We start from the raw sequence: 17221 nt of genomic DNA on the forward strand, positions 1-17221 counted from the left end.
GACACCGCGTGGGGCCGTGCGTCAGGGCTCCGACAGGCCGGAGGCGAGCAACGCGAGCCGGGGGACGATCTGCTCTTCCGTGAGAGGAATGAGCTTGCTGATCGAATAGAGGAGGCTGATGCGGATGTCGTGGTTCCTCATCCACTGGATGAGCTCCTCGACATCCTCCACGTCATCGTGTCTGACAATGAATTTCCCGTCGATGGGAATCCGAGACAGATAGAGCGCCTGAAGTGAGTCCAGGGCGCTCCCGGAGTAGACGGGATAGGTGTGTTTGAACCAGGGTTTGACGTCCTCCAGGAGCCATTGGATGCGAGTGCTCTTGAAGCGCTCGAGCTTCAAGAACTCCTCCAACTGGTCGCGCTCCAGGAGGATGCAATCATCGCCGGCACACCACGCCTCGATGCTGAGGTGATGTGCCAGCAGGCGGTGCTGACGTCTGCAGTACTCGCGATGGGGCTCGGTGGCCATACCCGTGTTCTACACGGCCTCAGAAGCTCACGCCCTCGATGGAGGGCGCGGGCACCGTCAGCGACAGCCGTTGCGGCGCGGCGTCCTTCCCGTAGAAGGACTGGTACAGGTACAGGTCCGCCAGCACCTGCTTCACGTAGCCGCGCGTCTCGCGGAACGGAATCTCCTCGACGAACAGGTCCAACGGCAGCGAGCCCTTCTCCTTCACCCACCGCACCGTCGCGTCGGGACCCGCGTTGTACGCGGCCGCCGCGAGCGCCGGGTGGGAGAAGCGCTTCATCAGCTGGGACAGGTACCACGCCCCGTACTTGATGTTCAGCGAGGGCGAGAACAGCTCCGCGGGCGCCGGGGCCGGCTCCGCCAGCTGCTTCGCGATGGCTCGGGCCGTGGGCGGAATCACCTGCATCAGCCCCCGCGCGTCGGCGGAGCTGGCCACCTCGGGCCGGAAGGCGCTCTCGCGGCGCATGATGGCCCAGACGAAGAAGGGGCTCACCTTGTAGCGCGTGGCCTCGCTCTCCACCGCGTTGGCGAAGGCGCGCGGGTAGAAGGCGGCGAGCGCCTCGGGCAGCCGCGCTCCGAAGGCCCGGCCCCACAGGTGCCTGGCGGCCACCGCGTGCGCGTGCCCGTACTCGCCCAGCCGCAGCAGCGCGTGCGCGAAGGCCATCGCCTGCTCCTGGTTGTGGATGCGCGAGGTGCGGGCCTGTACCTCCTCGGCCGCGTCGCGGAACAGCCCCGCCTCGGTGAGCACCATCGCCAGCTTCAGCTCCGGCGGCACCTCGGCGCGCTCCAGCTGCTTGGGCGCCTCGGGGAAGGCGGCGGGCGGCTCGCGGCCCAGCTCCCGCAGCCGCTCGGAGGCCAGCAGCGCGTAGTAGGAGTTGGGGGCGCTGGTGATGACGGACTCGTACGCGGGCCCGGTGACGTCCGCCGGGGAGCCCTCCAGCTCATGGCCGCGGGCCGACCAGTAGCGCGCCTGGGGCACCAGGCTGCTGCGCGGGAAGGTGTCCACCAGCTTGTCGAGCACCTCGCGCGCCGCGCCGTACTGCTTCAGCCGGATGTGCGCGAGCGCGCGGAACCACATGGCCTCGTCGCGCTTGCGCGAGCGCGCGTGCCGCTGGTCGAACGCCGTGAAGGACTTCACCGCGTCCTCGAAGCGCCCGGCCTGCAGGTCCAACCAGCCGACGTAGAAGCCCGCGTCGTCGGCCACGCCCTCCTTGGGCCAGGCCTTCTCCACGGCCGCCATCAGCTCGCGGGCCTTCACGTTGTCATCCGTCTTGAGCGCGCGGCGCGCGGTGAAGTAGGCGGCCTCGGCGGCCACCGCGGCGGGCCCCTGGCGCGCCACGGCCAGTGCCTGCTCCGCCTCGTCCTTCTTGCCCGTGGCGTAGAGCGCCTGGGCGCGCACCAGCGCCACCTGCGCCTTGTCCTGCTTCGCGCGCACCAGCTTCTGGGCTTCGGCCTTCTCCAGCTCCTCCAGCGCGCGCTTCGCCTCACCGGCGTCCAGCAGCCCGCGCGAGCGCTGCAGATACTCGGCCAGTGTCAGCTTCAGCGAGGGCTTGAGCGACTCGAGCTTCGCCAGCGCCTCGTCCGCGTACGGGTGCGCCGGGTAGCGCAGCGCCACGGCCTTCAAGTCCGCCCGCTCGCCGGTGGCGTTGCCCACCGCCAGCCGTGCCTGGGCCCGCTGGAAGAGCAGCTCCGCCGACGGGTCCTCCGTGGCGGCGGCCTCCAGCGACTCGGCGGCCTCCTTCGCCTTGCCCGCGGCCAGCAGCGCCTCGCCCAGCCGCGCCTGGACCCTCGGCGCCAGGGCCGGAGACGCCTTGGGCGCCGCACGCGCGAAGGCCTCCGCCGCCGCCGCCGGGTCTCCCGAGTAGAACCACGCCTGTCCCTGGTAGAAGGCCAGGTAGGGCTGGAGCGGCTCGGCGACCTTGGCCCCCGTCAACAGGGTACGAGCCTCTGCCACATCCCCCTCGGACAGGGCGAGGGTGCCCGCGAGCAGGGAGATGCGGCCCGCGTCGGGGCACTTCTTCGCCACGCACGCCTCGAGGTCCTTGCGGGCCAGCTCCCGAGCGTCAGCGCGATGCAGCCGGACGGACTCGAGCGTCTCCGGGGACTGCGCCCACGCCACACCCGACCCTACCCACACCGTCAGGAGCCCCGTCCACCGCCGCATGTGCCTCTCCTTTTCTTCCAAAACTCTCATCGCGTGAGCCAGGGACGGGTAACAGCAGACCCGGACATTCCATTCCCGATTCGTTTGAGCACCGGGTCGGATTTCTCCCACACAGGGTGCGGTTTGACAGCCGGGCCGACAAGCCCTAGATCGGCCCCCACAACGGCAGGGCAGGGGTTGTTCACCGGAGGTCAGTGCAGTTGCCGGAGAGATCCCTGGAATGAGTTTTATTTTGTGAAAGCGGCCCTGTCCCGTTGCGTCAATAGGGGGCGCTTCTTAGGTTGTGCCGCCTTTTCAGGGCATGACCTGAAAGGTCGCCGATGAGGTGATCTGCGTTCCGGGCCGTTCGCGGCCCCATGCGTTCGGGGGGGAAACAAGCTCTACCAGGGAGGGCTCCGTTCCATGCTGAAGCCGTGTCCGACTGATCTGCCGCAGACCATCAACCCCGAGGCCGGGCCCAAGCGGGCTGGCGTCGAGACGCATCGTAATCTCAACTGCAACTACTACGACAACTGCCTCGACGAGGCGGTGCGCCGAGGGTGGCAGTCCTTCACCTGCGTGAAGTGCCCGATGAACCAGCAGGTGGCTCCGCCGCAGATGGGTATCGAGGCCTACGCCACGCAGCGCCGCGCCATCTGAAACCGCTGCCAGGCCGAACGCGAAGCGGGCTCCCGGCGGTGAAGGCCGGGAGCCACCCTCAACGCGTGGCCGCGTAGATGACCACCATCCAGTATTGCCCCTTGCCGTAGGTGCGCGAGTCCCCCCGGACGGCGCCCACCCCCACCACGGTGTTCTTGCGGTCCCCGAGGCTCTTGGAGTCCGGGAGCAGGGACGGGCTCTCCGCCACATAGAAGTCCACCGAGGCGCTTTGGGCCTGGTCGAGGGCGCTGAAGACGCGGTCGTGCACCTTGGAGCCGGGCAGCTGCACCCGGGGCTGGTCCAGTTCGAGCGCCCGCCGCGCATGCTCCAGGGCGATGCGCTCCAGCTCGGGGCTGCGCCGCAGCGCGGGCAGGCCACGGGCGGCCCGGTGGGTGGCGAGTGTCTGGTAGGCCTCCTGGAGGGGATCCTCCGGTGGGCGGGTGTCGGCGACGGCGGAGGAGAAGACCTCGGTGAGGATGGCCTGGTCGCGGCCGTCTATCTTCTGGAAGGCCACGCCGATGCCCGCGTGGGTGAAGTGCGTGCCGAGCAGGTTGCTGCGGTGGCCGGGGCTGTGCTCGATGCCGAAGTGGGCGGAGAGGGGCCCGGAGGCCATGCCGAGGTTCTCCCCGGCGGTGCGGTAGGGGGAGCCGGCGGCGGCCAGGCGCCCGCGCAGGTCCGAGCCATCCGGCGCCACGTGGGCGAAGAAGCCCTCCCGGGCCATGCGCTCGCTGTAGGCCTGGGCCACGGTGTTGAGGGTGTCGTCGAGCGCCAGCTCCCGTCCGCCATGGGCGCGGCGCAGGGCGTTGATGCGGGCCAGCACGGCCACGCGGGCGTCCTCCACGGTGGTGGGCTCCACCAGCCGCTCGCCCTTGCCGCGCTGCCTGGAGGCGCCCACGTCCACGAGGAAGAGGGCGGCGACCTCGGGCCCCTTCGCGCCGCGGCCGATGATCTCCACGGTGTAGCGGCCCGCGGAGGGGAAGAGGAGCCGGGAGCAGAAGGAGGGGCCCTGTTCGCGCGTGAGGGCGGGGCGCTCCACGCGGCCATCGGGGAGGGTGACGTAGACCTCGGCCCAGCGCAGGGGGGCCTCCAGCTCGCCGCACAGGCTCTGGCTGGCGCCGGGCTTGTCGAAGGTGCGGGGGAAGCGTTGGAGGGTGGCCTTGCGCTCGGCCAGGAGCACCACGAGGGCGGCGCGCTCGCCTTCCACCTCCACGCCCACTCCCATGTGGGTGGCGGGCTCCTGGGAGAGATCCTTGCGCTCGAGCAGGGTGCCCACGGTGTGCTCGCGAGCCCAGGCGCGGATGACGTAGGAGCGGGGGGTGGGATCGAGGCCGCCCGCGTCGCTGACGGCCTCGGTGAGGGCCATGAGCTCCACGGCGCCGGAGGGGCTGTCCTCGAGCGCCTCGCGGGCCAGCTTGCGCGCGGCCTGGGTGAGGGCGGGGTCGGCCTGGGGGGCGCGCCGGCCCACGCGCTCGAACTCCTGGAGCACGTGGTGCGAGGCCTGCTGCTCCATGGTGGAGGGGGAGAGGGGCGTGGCCGCCAGCAGGGCGGTGAGGGCGAGGGCGAGCATCGCTACTCCAGCCGGAAGACGAGGGCGGACACGGCGCCGGTCCCCAGCCGGGCGTTGAGCTGCTCGCGCAGGGAGGGCTCCTGGCGCGACAGGGTGTGGGCCCACTCGGCGCTGGCCACGGTGATCACCAGCTCTCCGGCCTCGAGGGTGTAGGGCCGGGTGTGTTTGGAGATATGGGGACCCACGGTGGCGTTCCAGACCGGGACGAGGGACTGGGCCTTGCCGGATTGTTCGGCCAGGCGGGCGAGGACGCGGGGGAGGAGCTGTTCGAGGGTCTGCGGGTCACGCCGGGCCATGGTGGGGAGCATCATCGGCCGGGGAGGAGGGAATGCCAACGGGGGAGTGCAGGGCGTGGCTGTCATGGGGCAGGGGGGATGTTGGGCGTGCAACCCCTTGGAATCCGGGCCCGGCATGAAGCTGGCTAGGAGGAGGGGGAGACCCCCTGCTTGACAAGGTCCGAGGGGAGCCGTTTCCCTGCCCCTCCGACTGGAGCCGCCGATGAACCCCCCCCTTCGTCAGGCGCTATGCGCCGTCCTGCTGTGCACGAGTCTGCTGTGGAGCGGTTGTTCCGCGAGTTCGGATGAGCCGCCCGGGCCCACGCCGCCGACGCCGGACGAGCCGGGCGTGTGCCAGGTGGATCAGGACTGCCCGGATCCCGGGCTCTTCTTCTGCGACACGGTGACGTCGCGCTGCCTGGCGGCCTGCCGGACGCAGGAGGACTGCACGGCGGCGAAGCGGGGGGAGTACCGGCTCGCCGAGTGCGACGGAAACCCGCTGGGCTGCCGGTGTGACAACAGCCGGTGCGAGGTGGCGTTGTGTTCGGCGGACGCGGAGTGCGCGGCGTCGGGAAAGGTGTGCCGGGACGGGGGGTGCGTGCAGGCGCCGGAGGCGAGCGCGGTGGCGTCGTGCCGGGTGACGCCGGACTTCGTCATCGGGAGGGAGGGCACGTCGGCGCGCTTCTCGGTGCTGGCGGTGGACGGGAAGGGCGGGCCGGTGGTGGTGCCCACGGGGGCGACGTGGGCGGCGGTGGACGGGAGCGTGAGGGGGAGCGGCGCGGGGGTGGAGGCCTCGTTCGTGCTGGCGGTGCCCACGGAGGAGCCACGGGAGGCGGTGGTGGCGCGGGTGGGAAAGGCGACCTGCGCGGCGCGCGTGGTGGTGTTGGGGGTGGCGGTGGCACCGGGGCAGATGCGCGCGGTGGTGACGGACGAGCAGACGGGCCGGCCCATCCCGGAGGCGGTGGTGGTGACGGCGGACGCGCAGGGGGTGGTGAAGGGCACGGCGCGGACGGACGCGAGTGGAGTGGCCCTGCTGGCGGCGCTGGAGGAGGTGGGGAGCGTCTCGGTCTTCCATGAGGAGTATGGCTACCTGACGGTGGCGCACGAGGGGGAGGGAAGCCCGAGGGACGTGGCGCTGCCGCTGAGGCGCAACCCGGCGGACAGGTACGGGGGCTACAAGGGGACGTTCCTGCACATGCCGACGACGCAGGACATGCACGCGGGGCTGGCGGGGCTGTCGTCGCCGGACGCGGTGACGGATCTGTCGACGTCGCTGCTGGTGGGGCAGACGCGGCGGGTGAGCTTCACGTCGCAGGGGCAGACGCGCGAGGTGACGCTGCCGGCGGGGGCGTACGTGGTGCTGCCGGGCACCACACTGGCGGCGACGGACATCTCGGCGCAGGGACTGGCGGGCGCGTGTGACGCGACGCTGGGGGGGGTGACGAGCCCGGAGGAGGCGATGGCGGCGGGGGAGTGTGGCACGAGGACTGCGTGGGCGCTGGGCGGGGACATTCCGCTCAGCGCGCTGCCGTTGGGCTCGGTGACGGGCTCGGTGGACGTGGGGCAGCTGCTGGCGCGGACGATTCCGCTGCTGCGCACCTTCAGCTCGTCGGTGAAGAGGGACGTGCAGTTCCGGCTGAAGGAGACGCCGGGGACGGGCACGGGGGAGCCGGATTACGGGGACCAGGCGCACTTCACGGGGGTGGACCACGACTTCGCGAAGGGCCAGAGCCTGCCGTTGGGGTTCCAGTTCGCGGTGCGGGTGCCGGCGCTGCCGAAGTACCGGGGAGTGTGGATGGACAGCGCGGGGGTGCTGGGAGTGGCGCGGGTGGCGGGACGGGGAGTGGTGCCACTGGGCCTGGGAATGGGGGCGAACACGACGCCGGCGGATCCGAACACGGACACGCAGGCGGGGCTGCCGGGGCCGGGACTGGTGAGCGTGCGGATGGCGCCGACGCACCATGGACTGGAGGGAAGCCCGTATGAAGTGATCCTCACGGCCTCGTCGTCGGCCGCGACGAACGACGCCACGGCGGGAGCGGCGTCGAGCGTGCTCATCCACCGGACGCTGGAGAAGCTGCCGTTCGATCCGAAGGGAGGGGCGCCGGTGACGGTGAGCGGGCCGTTCCTGCCGGTGCCGGAGGGGTTCCGTTACAACTACAACGTGGACGCGGCGGGAGGGCTGGAGGGGAGGCAGCTGCGCTTCGTGCTGTCACCGGAGTCGATGATGTTGCCGGCGGCGACGGTGTTGCGTGCGGTGTTCACGAACCGGGAGGAGCACCGGTGGGTGGTGCTGATGGACGTGGGGAGGGCGGGCACGGGGGTGAGGCTGCCGGTGCCACCGGCGCCGTTCGAGGACCGGACGTACTACGGGGACGTGACGGGCTCGCGAGCGCCGTTCGGGATGCAGGCGCTGGTGACGAGGAGGACGGGTACGTCAGCGGGGGCGGCGGTGGATCTGAACGGGCTGGTGGAGGCGGACGGGGTGGATCTGGAGCACCTGGGGGATCTGACGGTGGCGTACTCGGCGTTGGAGTACGGGAGGCCGCTGGTGACGTGGGTGACGCCGGGCGAGGATGGCCAGAGCGTGAAGGAAGGCTCGAAGGTGAAGGTTCAGGTGCGAGCGTTCCGGGTGGGGAGCGGCAACCAGGACGAGGGCTACGTCAAGCTGACGTTCATGGGGGGGACGGGGTGCGAGGGCAACGTGGTGAACGGGCAGGTGGTGGACTCCCAGGGACGAGGGGAGGTGGAGCTGTTGCTGCCGGGGGGTTGCAGGGGGTCGGAGGTACAGCTCACCGCGACGTTGGTGGACACGGAGGGCAACGCGTTGAGTCCAGGGGTGACGAGCACGAGGTCCGTGACGATCACCCCCTGAAGCGGTCAAAAGCCGCGCGCCGCCAGCAGCGCTCCAACCCCCAGTCCCCTCCCTCTCCCTCCGGGAGAGGGTCGGGGTGAGGGTATCTCGTTCCCCGGGTCGAGCCCGTGTCTGCCCCCTCTCCCTCTGGGAGAGGGCTGGGGTGAGGGTCAAGAGCCGGTAACCCAATGAATCCAGTGAGGGTCCGGAGCGGACACAGGCGTACCCAACCACTGCGAGTCACCCAGGGACGCACGTGTAAGGGCGTACAGAAGTGAAGGTGTGCTGGCTCAGGAGGTTTTACGGGTGGTACCGTCTTGTCCGGTATGGCTCAGAACGAGACGGTCGTCACAGTCATCTCGAAGATTTCGGAGCGGCCGGTCAATCTGGATGCGGCGCTGGTGGTGATCTACGGGCTGGACCTGGGCCGGAAGTACGAGTTGGCGAAGGAAGAGATCCTGATAGGGCGTTCGTCGAAGGCGGACATCCAGGTGGATCAGGAGTCGATCAGCCGGAACCACGCGTGCATCACGAACACGACGAGGGGTGTGCACATCAAGGACCTCGAGTCGACGAACGGGACGTTCGTGAACGACGAGGCGGTGCAGGGGGAGAAGGCGCTGCAGAACGGGGACTTGGTGAAGATCGGGAGGACGATCTTCAAGTACATCGCGGGGGGGAACATCGAGGCGGCGTACCACGATGAGATCTACCGGCTGACGACGATGGACGGGCTGACGCAGATCTACAACCGGAGGTACTTCGAGGAGGCGCTGGAGAGGGAGGTCTCGAGGTCGCGGAGGTACGAGCGGAGCCTGGCGCTGGTGATGTTCGACGTGGACCATTTCAAGCAGGTGAACGATCGATACGGGCACCTTGCTGGGGACTACGTGCTGAAGCAGCTGGCGTCGACGCTGAGGACGAAGATCCGGCGGGAGGACGTGTTCGCGAGGTACGGGGGAGAGGAGTTCGGGCTGTTGCTGCCGGAGATCGACGTGGCGGGGGCGGTGAAGCTGGCGGAGAAGTCGAGGAAGCTGGTGGAGAAGCAGCGGTTCGAGTTCGACAAGAACGTGATCCCTGTGACGGTCTCGCTGGGGGTGGCGGTGCTGGAGGCGGAGCACCGGGCGCCGGAGGACCTGAAGCGAGCGGCGGACGGGAAGCTGTACGAGGCGAAGGCGGCGGGCCGCAACCGCGTGTGTTCGTGAGGGAGGGAGGCCCGGTCGAGGAGTGGCTCCTGGGCTTCGACGTGCGCGAGCTGTGGCTCGACGTGGGACGCGAGTGGCCGGAGTCCCGGCGAGGGCGGTACCTGCTCCGGGAGGACGTGAGGAAGCCGCTGGCGGTGGACACGGCGGTCTGGCCGTCGCTCTTCGGAGAGGGCCTGCCCGAGAGCGAGTACGAGCGGCTCGGGCTGCGAGAGGCCGCGCTGCCGGCCTGGAGGGGTCCGAACGCGCCGCTCTGGGATGACCTGGAGCGGATGAAGGGCTGCCTGGAGACGCTCGGAGCGGCGCGGGAAGAGCCGCACGCACTGATCGCGGTGAGCGTGTTCTGGGACGGGAGACCCGCGGAAGGAACCTGGAGCGGGGTGCCCTACCGTGAGCGGACGGAGCCATCGGTGCGAGGGGAAGGCTGGAAGCTCCTGGGCTTCGACGTCGGGGATGGCGGATTCATCAGCGGCCTTGCCAACTGCGGGTACACGGAGCCGGAGGCTCGGGAGTTCCGGAGGGACTGGGCGGAGCGCCTGAACGAGCACCACCTGCTGGGCGAGCTGGAGCAGGCGCTGGAGTTTCGGGACCTCAGTGATCGCCGCGTGCCCGAGCATGCGCCGTTCTTCGTGTGGGGCCTCTGGCTCATCGACGGGGTGGGGAGTCGCTGACGGCGCCCCATCTCGTTCTACGGACGTGTCATCCGCGGACCGGGATGCCCCTGCCGAGGACCCACGGCATAAAGCCTTGAAGTGACGGGACGGAGCCCCTGGCCCCGAGTTTGCCATGGCGGGCGAGACCGCATTTCCGCGGACTCATCCGTCGAGGTCGTGTGTGCGTCGTACTGTCTGGATGCTGGTGCTCGCAGCGGGAGCATGGGCGGGCTGTGGTGCCACGCGTGTGGAGCCTGAAGCCGCCAAGGGGGTGGTGCCGGAGCTGCTCACGGAGCACCGCGCGCTGCGAGCCGAGAAGGCGACGAAGCAGGTGGGGGAGGACTGCACGGAGAATGGCGCCAGCGCGTGCCTGTCCGGTGTCTGCCTTCACGTGAAGCCTGGCCGGGAGGAAGGCTACGTCTGCAGCCGTGCATGTCGGGGCGAGCAGGAGTGCCCGCCCGACTGGCGCTGTGCCCAGGTGTATCCGACGCCCGAGGGCGGGCTGTGTGTCCCTCTTCTTTCTTTTCACGAGTGAGAACATGAATCATTCACATCCATTCTTGTATTGCTGGCGTTTCTTTCACAGCCGTGGCCGATGGGAGGCGGGGCTGGTGGTCCTTCTGTGGCTCGTGGGCCTGCTGGGTCCCGTGGCCTCGCATGCGGCGAGCTACGAGGTCATGCAGTTCGTGAGCGAGAGCTCCAATCCGTCCCAGTATGGGGATCTGTACAGATCCTATGCGTGTGTCTGTCCAGGCGAGGAGCTCCAAACGTGCTATGACTGTTCGAGCAAACACCCCTCCTGTCCTGGCACGACTTCCGGCAACTGCTTGCAGGAGGGCAAGACGCAGTGTATCGGGACCGGTTCCTACAACATCCGCGACGCGCCGAAGACGAGCTACGTCAATTCCATCGATGCCTGTCCGGGGAATTCAGCGTGGGCGTGTAGACGCAATGCGGACTGCTCCGCTTGTGGCGGCGGCAAGTGCATTGGGAATGGCGTGGTGCTGTCGGTGGGTGGCGGTTCCGCCACGGTGCTGTATGGAGAAGGCTCGCACTGTGAATACCCGCAGGAGATGTGTGGGGACAAAGTCGATAACGACTGCGATGGGTTGGTGGACGAGGACTGTGGGGTCGTGGGGAGCGATGGAGGAACCGACGGAGGCTCGTCCTGCGGTGAGGAGGTCTGCGGGGACGACGTGGACAATGACTGTGACGGGGAGGTGGACGAGGATTGCGCGCCGGTCGAGCCGGATGGTGGGGCTCCGCCCACCTGCAGCGGGCCGAAATGCATGTGCGACGGCACGAACCTGTACGATCCCGTCAACATCGTCACGGGCACGAGCTACGAGCGGATCACGGATGTGGAGGTCTCCGATGAAGTGGCGACGCTGAGCTTCGAGCGGACCTTCAGCTCGCGAGGGGACGAGTGGGTGCCTGACTCGCCGCTGGTGGGAGTGCCCAAGCCGTTCGGGGCCAGCCCCGGCAACGCGGGCTCGGTGGAGTGGTGGCACAACTGGCTGAGCCTGGTGGTGGAGCATCAGCAGTACTGGAGTGTGCGGGACAGGGACGGGCAGCTGCTGCGCTTCACTCCCTGCACGGGGGTGCCGTGCCAGGCCTCCCTGACGCCGGGAACGCCCAGCCACCATGAGCGCCTGTGGCGGACGGCCTCGGGCTATGAGCTGGTGCGGGCGGATGGGTCCCGGCTCGTCTTCGAGGGGCGCTTCGTGGCGGCGCCGGGTGGGCGCAACCGCTACTTCCTCTCGCGCGTCGTGTCCTCGACGGGGGTGGACCAGGCGTTGCTCACCTATGCGACACCGCCCGTGGGGGGTTGTCCCCAGGGGGCGTCCGGGAGCAGCCCGGGAGTGCCCTATCTGTCATCCGTGCGGACGGCGGCGGGGCGCATGTTCAGCCTCAGCTACCGCGCGCTGAGGCGAGCGGACGGGGCACTCGAGTGCGTCATCGCCGCGGTGAACCTGGGCGGTGCGGTGACGGACGGGGGCATCGGTGAGCCCGAGGTCCAGTACACCTATGCGGGCAATGGCGACGAGCGGCCCGGGCGTATCGCCAACGCCCGGTATCGTTCGCGACTGGATGAGTATCTGTACACGTCGGGAGAGTTCCGGCGCTCGCAGACGGGGGTGGAGCTCGTCCGGCACACCTACGGAGCGGACAGGCGGGTGGGGTCGGTGGAAGCGGAGGGGCATGCCGTGTCCATCTCCTGGGACCCGACGGTGGGCAGTTGCCAGCCGGGCTCCAACTGCTGCGGCAGGCAGCCCCAGGTGAGACAGGCGACGGACTACGGGGTGGGGCGAGGAGATGGAACAGAGGGCTCGGCCTTTCTGTCATCCACCTACGAGACGCTCTCCAACTATGGACAGCAGATGGCCCCGCGCCTGTACCAGACGACGGAGTCCTGCACGCCTGGCGAGGCATGCAGCCCTGGCTCGGAGCGCACGGAGTGGGCGTGCTCGTCGGCCGGCACGCCTGGCCATGAGGCGGCGCGCAAGGACAAGCGGGACAACTGGGAGGTGTATGGCTACTCGCTGCCCACGGACACGCAGCCACGTCTGGAGCGGACCAGCGTGAAGCGAGGGGCCTCGGACATGCTCGGCACGGGAGCGCTGGAGGAGCAGACCTTCAGCTACACCTACGGTCCCAATGGAGAGCAGTTGCCGCGGGCCACGGAGGAGCGGAGCGTGTTGGGGGGCTCGGGGGCCCGCCGCCGCACGTTGAACGTGTACGAGGCTGGTGGAAACCGGAGGAAGGCCGTCATCGAGACGGGCTGGACCCGGGAACGCGCTGGCGATGGCACCTGGACGACGAAGCCCCGCCTCGTGGGGACGTTCTCCTTCACCTCGCATGTGTCCTTGGGGGCGACGACGCCAGACCCACTGGGCCGGACGATGGAAGTGCACGGACCCTGCACCGTCACGCGCGAGGACGCCACGGATTGCGAGCTGTCCGATTACCCACTGACACGCTACTCCTACCATCCCAATAACAGCACGGTGGGAGTGAATGAGCGCAACCGGCTGGCGATGGTGGAAGTCTACCCGACCCGTACCACCACGAAAACCTTGACGACGCTGTTCAGCGCCTACGACAAGCGCGGGCACGTCACGAAGACGACGGATCCAAACGGGCTGTTGACCACCCTCACCTATGACGAGGATCGGCTGACGAGCAAGCGGGTGGAAAGCCAGCCGTTCACCTACTACTTCTACGCGGATGGCAAGCACCTGACCGCCGTGCAATCCCCTTCAATGGGTGTCGAGGTGTTCTGCTACCGGATGGGCACGACGGGCGAGACCTGTACGGGAGGGAAGCTGACGGACAAGGTCCAGTGGAAGGCGAAGGCGGCGCGTACGGACGGCACCGGGTGGACGGAGAGGGTGGTGTATGCGTACTGGCCGGACGGGACGCTGAAGGAGGAGCGCTACCTGTCGAAGACGGGAACGACGGTGGAGACGCGGCGGGTGTTGAAGTACGCGGTGGACGCGCACCGCAGGCCCACGTGGCAGAAGTGGGGCGAGGGAGGGGGGAGCTTCAGCTCGGCGAAGTCCTTCGATGGAGCGGACAACCTCACGGGTGTGGGACTGCCCTTCAACGAGCCGCCCGCCTGGTGCGGAGGCGTGAGGCGGGGTGTGAGCCCGGAGGTGGACGGGACGCCCCTGTCCCAGCTGTGCTCCTCGATGGCATATGACAGGGCCAACCGGCTGGTGCAGGTGGACGAGTACCCGGCGGAGGGACTGGCCCAGCGTACGCTGTTCCAGTACGACGCTCAGGGCAACGTGTCTGGAGTGAAGACAGGATGCATGGCCACGGACAGCTTCGACACCTGTGGCCAGCCGGCCGCGACGTATACGTACGATGATTTCGGCAAGGTGGTGGAGGTCTCTCTTCCGCACGCGGATGGCCCGGTGCGCTACGCGTACGATGCGCTGGGCAACACGGTGGTGAAGGAGACGGAGGCCATGCGTCAGGCCGGCGAGTACCTCGCCTTCACCTACGACATGCTCTCCCGTTTGAAGACGGCGGAACGTCACTACTCCCGCCCTTCGGTGGGAATCGATGTCCTGTACCGCCTTGTCTATGACGCGGAGGGGGGAGGCACTCCAAGCGGGTGCAAGAACCCGGTGAATACGAAGGGCCGGGTGCGCTACCGGGAAGACTCCTTCGGGAAGACCTGGTACCAGTATGACCAGGAGGGTCGCGTCGTTCTCGAGTTCGGTGTGCGGGCGGGCACGTCGACGTGTGGCATCGTGGCCAACGCCAATCCGACGACGGCCTACAGTTATAAGCCCGGCGGCAATCTTGCCTCGGTGACGTATCCGAATGGCCGTACGGTGACATACGTGTATGGATCGGGCGGCAACGCCGACCGGGTTGTGTCCGTCGGGATGACGCTGCATGACGGTACGGAGTGGAAGCCGGGTAGCGTGCTGTTGAGCGACGTCACCTGGGAGCCGTACGGCGGGCTGCGTGGCTACACGATGAACCATCCCACGACAAACACGCAGAGCAGGGTGGAGTACGCGCTGGGAGACGATGGCTCCGTGGCGCCCGCGGGCTGCTCGACGGCCATGCCGTCCGCGGCGAGCTCGGACCTGACGGGCCGGCTGCGCAGCCTGCGCGTCACTTCGCCCCTGGAGGGCGGGGGGAACAAGAACATCTACCAGCGCACGTACACGTGGAAGGCGGACCAGGTGGTGCGTACCGACACGTGCCTGCTGGGAGAGACGACGCCGAAGACGGAAACGTACAGCTATGACAGGACGCTGCGGCTGACGGGAGCGGGCCGGCCGGCGGGCAACTTCGACGCCACGGGTGGTGCCTTCGACTCACGTACCTACGGGTACGATGGCCGAGGCAACCGCACCTCCATGAGCAGCGACGGCGTTGCCTACGCGCTGAGCTACGCGGCCTCGCCTCGAGGGGACAGACTGACGGGCTGGAACTCTTCGACGACGGGGAGCCTCCTGGGGTACTCGCTGGCGTATGATGTGGATGGGCGCGTGACCCGGAAGGAGGGGGCCCGGAAGATGGATGGGCAGCCGACGCACGTGATGAGCTTCGCGTACGGCCCATCGGTGGGAGTGGCCACGGAGACGGTCTTCCGGGCGGTGAATGTGAATGGAGGCTTCTACAACTACTACTACGACGCGAAGGGGCGTCGCCGGGCGAAGGTCTACCCGGGAGGAGCTTCGGACGAGTACTTCCACGACGTGGGGAACCAGTTGCTGGTGGACCGGGGGAGCAGCGGCACCACTCCGCCGGTGGAGCACTACACGCAGGACGACTACGTGTGGCTGGACGGGCGCCCGGTGGCGATGGTGCGCGGCAAGCTGAGCAACACGTGGACGCGGCTGTCGGACACCTCGGCGGACTGTTCGCGCAACGGTGAGGCCGCGACGTGTGGGGTGTACTTCCCGGTGACGGACCACATCGGCAAGCCCGTGTTGATGCTGGATGGCAGCGGCCGTGTCGCGGGGACGGCGGACTACGATCCCTTCGGCCAGGTCAACCGGGTGGCGCTGAACGCGGAGACGGAGCACCCGCTCAACGCTACGGGTAGCGCCTCTACGCTGGCGGAACTGAGGCAGCCCACGGATGCGTCGGTGACGGTGAAGATGCGGACGCTCTTCCACCTACTCGACACGAAGGGAGTGGGTTACGTCGAGCTGGTCGACGGAAACAACGGAACGAGGCTGGCGGGCCCTTACGATAGAACCGGGCAGGGGCTTGTATGGTCGGATTGGGCACAGCCTTCAACGGGACATGCCAATGTGATGATTACTCGTTACGGCACGGCTGATTCTTCCTCCGCGTCCGGAGTGGTACTGGAAGGGTACGAGTATCAGCGCTACCAAACGGGGGCTCAGCCCTTCTGGACGCCGCTGCGATTCCCTGGACAGTACTACGACGTGGAGACGGGTCTGTTCGAAAATTGGAACCGCTATTACGCTCCGAGCATCGGCGGGTATTTACAACCAGAGCCGATGCTAATTGTGAGAGCGGACAGACTCCCTGTCTATTCATACGCCGAAGGCAATCCGTTGAGCAGTGTTGATCCTGATGGACTGTTCAGGCGTAAGTTCTCTGATGTGGAGTGCCCCAATTGGAAGTATGCACTGGCGAAGGCGCGAGGAAAAGCGCGCTGTGGCACTGGTTACTCGGAGAATCGCAGTGATGGGAATTGTGCCTGCCAGAAGATCGTTCCATGCGATGTGTGTGTTTTTCTAAACGAAATCAGTCCTCAAGATACATTCATTGATGATATGGGACCGATATTTTTCAGGAATGGGGAATTGATCTCGGAAGGAGTTTATGCTGTTACGACATTTGAGTCTGGTCTTGAGGCTGATGCTCCAATAGTGCGGTGGGGTAGGATTGCTCATCTCAAGATTAATAGCGGCTTGTGCTTCGACGAGCGATTGATTGACGAATTCGCTCTCACGCTGATTCATGAGGCTTCTCATATGTGCAGGGCAATCACCCTTCGGGCTAGATTGGATGAGTTGCTTCCTGGGCGGCATTTTCAGGATATTGAGAATGCTTGTCGTTGAGTGTGGAGGTCTTGGGTTGGTGATTTGTTGATTTTTTAATGCGTGGTGTGTTTCTGAGGGAATGGGATGTTTCGCGTGTTGCTGAGTCTGGACAATCGGATAGGTCATGTTTCTTCAATTGAGAAAAACGACGTTACTGTGTTGTTTTTTTGTTTTGCATTTTACTTCTTGTCGCTCGGGGAAGGAGCAGTTTTCGCCGTGTCAGGTGGTGGATGGGGGATTGAAGGATGGGCGAGCTTCGTGCGAGGTGTATGCGGCGTTGATTGCGTATGGGGGGCAGGAATTTTCAAAGGCTGTTGTGTTGAATGAGACGATCACGTTGGGTGGATTTGATCGATCGAGGGTCGGCTCCGTTGATGGACGTGCTCTTGAAGATATGTGTTCTCGCAGTTTGGGTTCGGTGCGCGCCAACGCCGCTTTGATTCACTCGTTATGTCAGTCGAGTGGGGCGGGCGTCCCACTCAGTGATGTTTTTCCCCCATCGAATGGACCTCATTTGGTTCCGGTTGATAGAATTTGGTCTCGCGATGGTGATGGTGGGCTCGTTGCGAGAGCTGCTGGCGATTTAAGTGTCTACGTGGTGTTTTCAAAGGTAGCCTTCGACGAGCAAAAAAGAAGTGCTGTTGTTTATATGGGATATCATTGTGGTCCTCGCTGTGGAGAGGGGTGTTTGTTTTCAGTTGAGAGAACCAAGGACGGCTGGAAGAATGTTGGTTGCGTCTGGAGAGGCTGGGAGAGCTGATTTGTATAGATCGGCTGAGGATGGGAATCCCGAGCCCGGCGACCCGGGATTATGAAACAAATCCGTTTGGTTGTGGTTAGAGAAGGCC

General features: G+C 66.9%; 11 protein-coding genes. 7 read left to right on the forward strand and 4 right to left on the reverse strand.

Annotated elements, in window-relative coordinates; genetic code table 11:
* Nucleotides 1-21: 21 nt before the first annotated feature.
* Nucleotides 22-471 carry a hypothetical protein gene (locus tag JRI60_RS22945; protein ID WP_204227962.1) on the reverse strand — a complete coding sequence of 150 codons (450 nt, stop codon included), beginning with the start codon at nt 469-471 and terminating at the stop codon, nt 22-24.
* Nucleotides 472-490: 19 nt separating this feature from the next.
* A complete protein-coding gene (locus tag JRI60_RS22950) occupies nt 491-2635 on the reverse strand; it encodes a transglycosylase SLT domain-containing protein (protein ID WP_204227963.1) in 2145 nt (714 codons plus the stop codon).
* Between the two features lie 405 nt (nt 2636-3040).
* Here JRI60_RS22950 and JRI60_RS22955 point away from each other — a divergent pair, with 405 nt between their 5' ends.
* A complete protein-coding gene (locus JRI60_RS22955; protein WP_108076015.1) occupies nt 3041-3274 on the forward strand; it encodes a hypothetical protein in 234 nt (77 codons plus the stop codon).
* A 58-nt stretch (nt 3275-3332) separates the two neighbouring features.
* Here the strand turns inward: JRI60_RS22955 and JRI60_RS22960 are convergent, their stop codons facing one another.
* Nucleotides 3333-4841, reverse strand: a complete 1509-nt coding sequence (locus tag JRI60_RS22960; RefSeq protein ID WP_204227964.1) for a CAP domain-containing protein — start codon at nt 4839-4841, stop codon at nt 3333-3335.
* Between the two features lie 2 nt (nt 4842-4843).
* Nucleotides 4844-5152 carry a DUF721 domain-containing protein gene (locus JRI60_RS22965; RefSeq protein ID WP_343213419.1) on the reverse strand — a complete coding sequence of 103 codons (309 nt, stop codon included), beginning with the start codon at nt 5150-5152 and terminating at the stop codon, nt 4844-4846.
* Between the two features lie 187 nt (nt 5153-5339).
* On the opposite strand from JRI60_RS22965, the gene JRI60_RS54565 reads away from it, so the two are divergent.
* The 6 genes from JRI60_RS54565 (at nt 5340) to JRI60_RS22995 (ending at nt 17133) form a co-directional block, all read left to right on the forward strand.
* Complete coding sequence (locus JRI60_RS54565; RefSeq protein WP_204227965.1) at nt 5340-7991, forward strand: carboxypeptidase regulatory-like domain-containing protein; 2652 nt, start codon at nt 5340-5342, stop codon at nt 7989-7991.
* Nucleotides 7992-8296: 305 nt separating this feature from the next.
* Nucleotides 8297-9175, forward strand: a complete 879-nt coding sequence (locus JRI60_RS22975) for a GGDEF domain-containing protein (RefSeq protein WP_204227967.1) — start codon at nt 8297-8299, stop codon at nt 9173-9175.
* The gene (locus tag JRI60_RS22980; RefSeq protein WP_204227970.1) at nt 9172-9843 is read left to right on the forward strand and encodes a hypothetical protein; all 672 of its coding nucleotides are present in this window, start codon (nt 9172-9174) and stop codon (nt 9841-9843) included. The genes JRI60_RS22975 and JRI60_RS22980 overlap by 4 nt, the downstream gene beginning before the upstream one ends.
* Before the next feature lie 163 nt (nt 9844-10006).
* Nucleotides 10007-10360 (forward strand): hypothetical protein, encoded by a 354-nt coding sequence (locus tag JRI60_RS22985; protein ID WP_204227972.1) that lies wholly within the window; start codon nt 10007-10009, stop codon nt 10358-10360.
* Between the two features lie 292 nt (nt 10361-10652).
* The gene (locus JRI60_RS22990; RefSeq protein ID WP_239470674.1) at nt 10653-16391 is read left to right on the forward strand and encodes an RHS repeat-associated core domain-containing protein; all 5739 of its coding nucleotides are present in this window, start codon (nt 10653-10655) and stop codon (nt 16389-16391) included.
* 106 nt (nt 16392-16497) lie between these two features.
* Nucleotides 16498-17133, forward strand: coding sequence for a hypothetical protein (locus JRI60_RS22995; RefSeq protein WP_204227974.1), 636 nt, complete (start codon nt 16498-16500; stop codon nt 17131-17133).
* The last annotated feature ends 88 nt before the right edge of the window (nt 17134-17221 follow it).

The sequence above is a fragment of the Archangium violaceum genome, from assembly GCF_016887565.1.
GTDB classification, from domain to species: Bacteria; Myxococcota; Myxococcia; order Myxococcales; family Myxococcaceae; genus Archangium; species Archangium violaceum_B.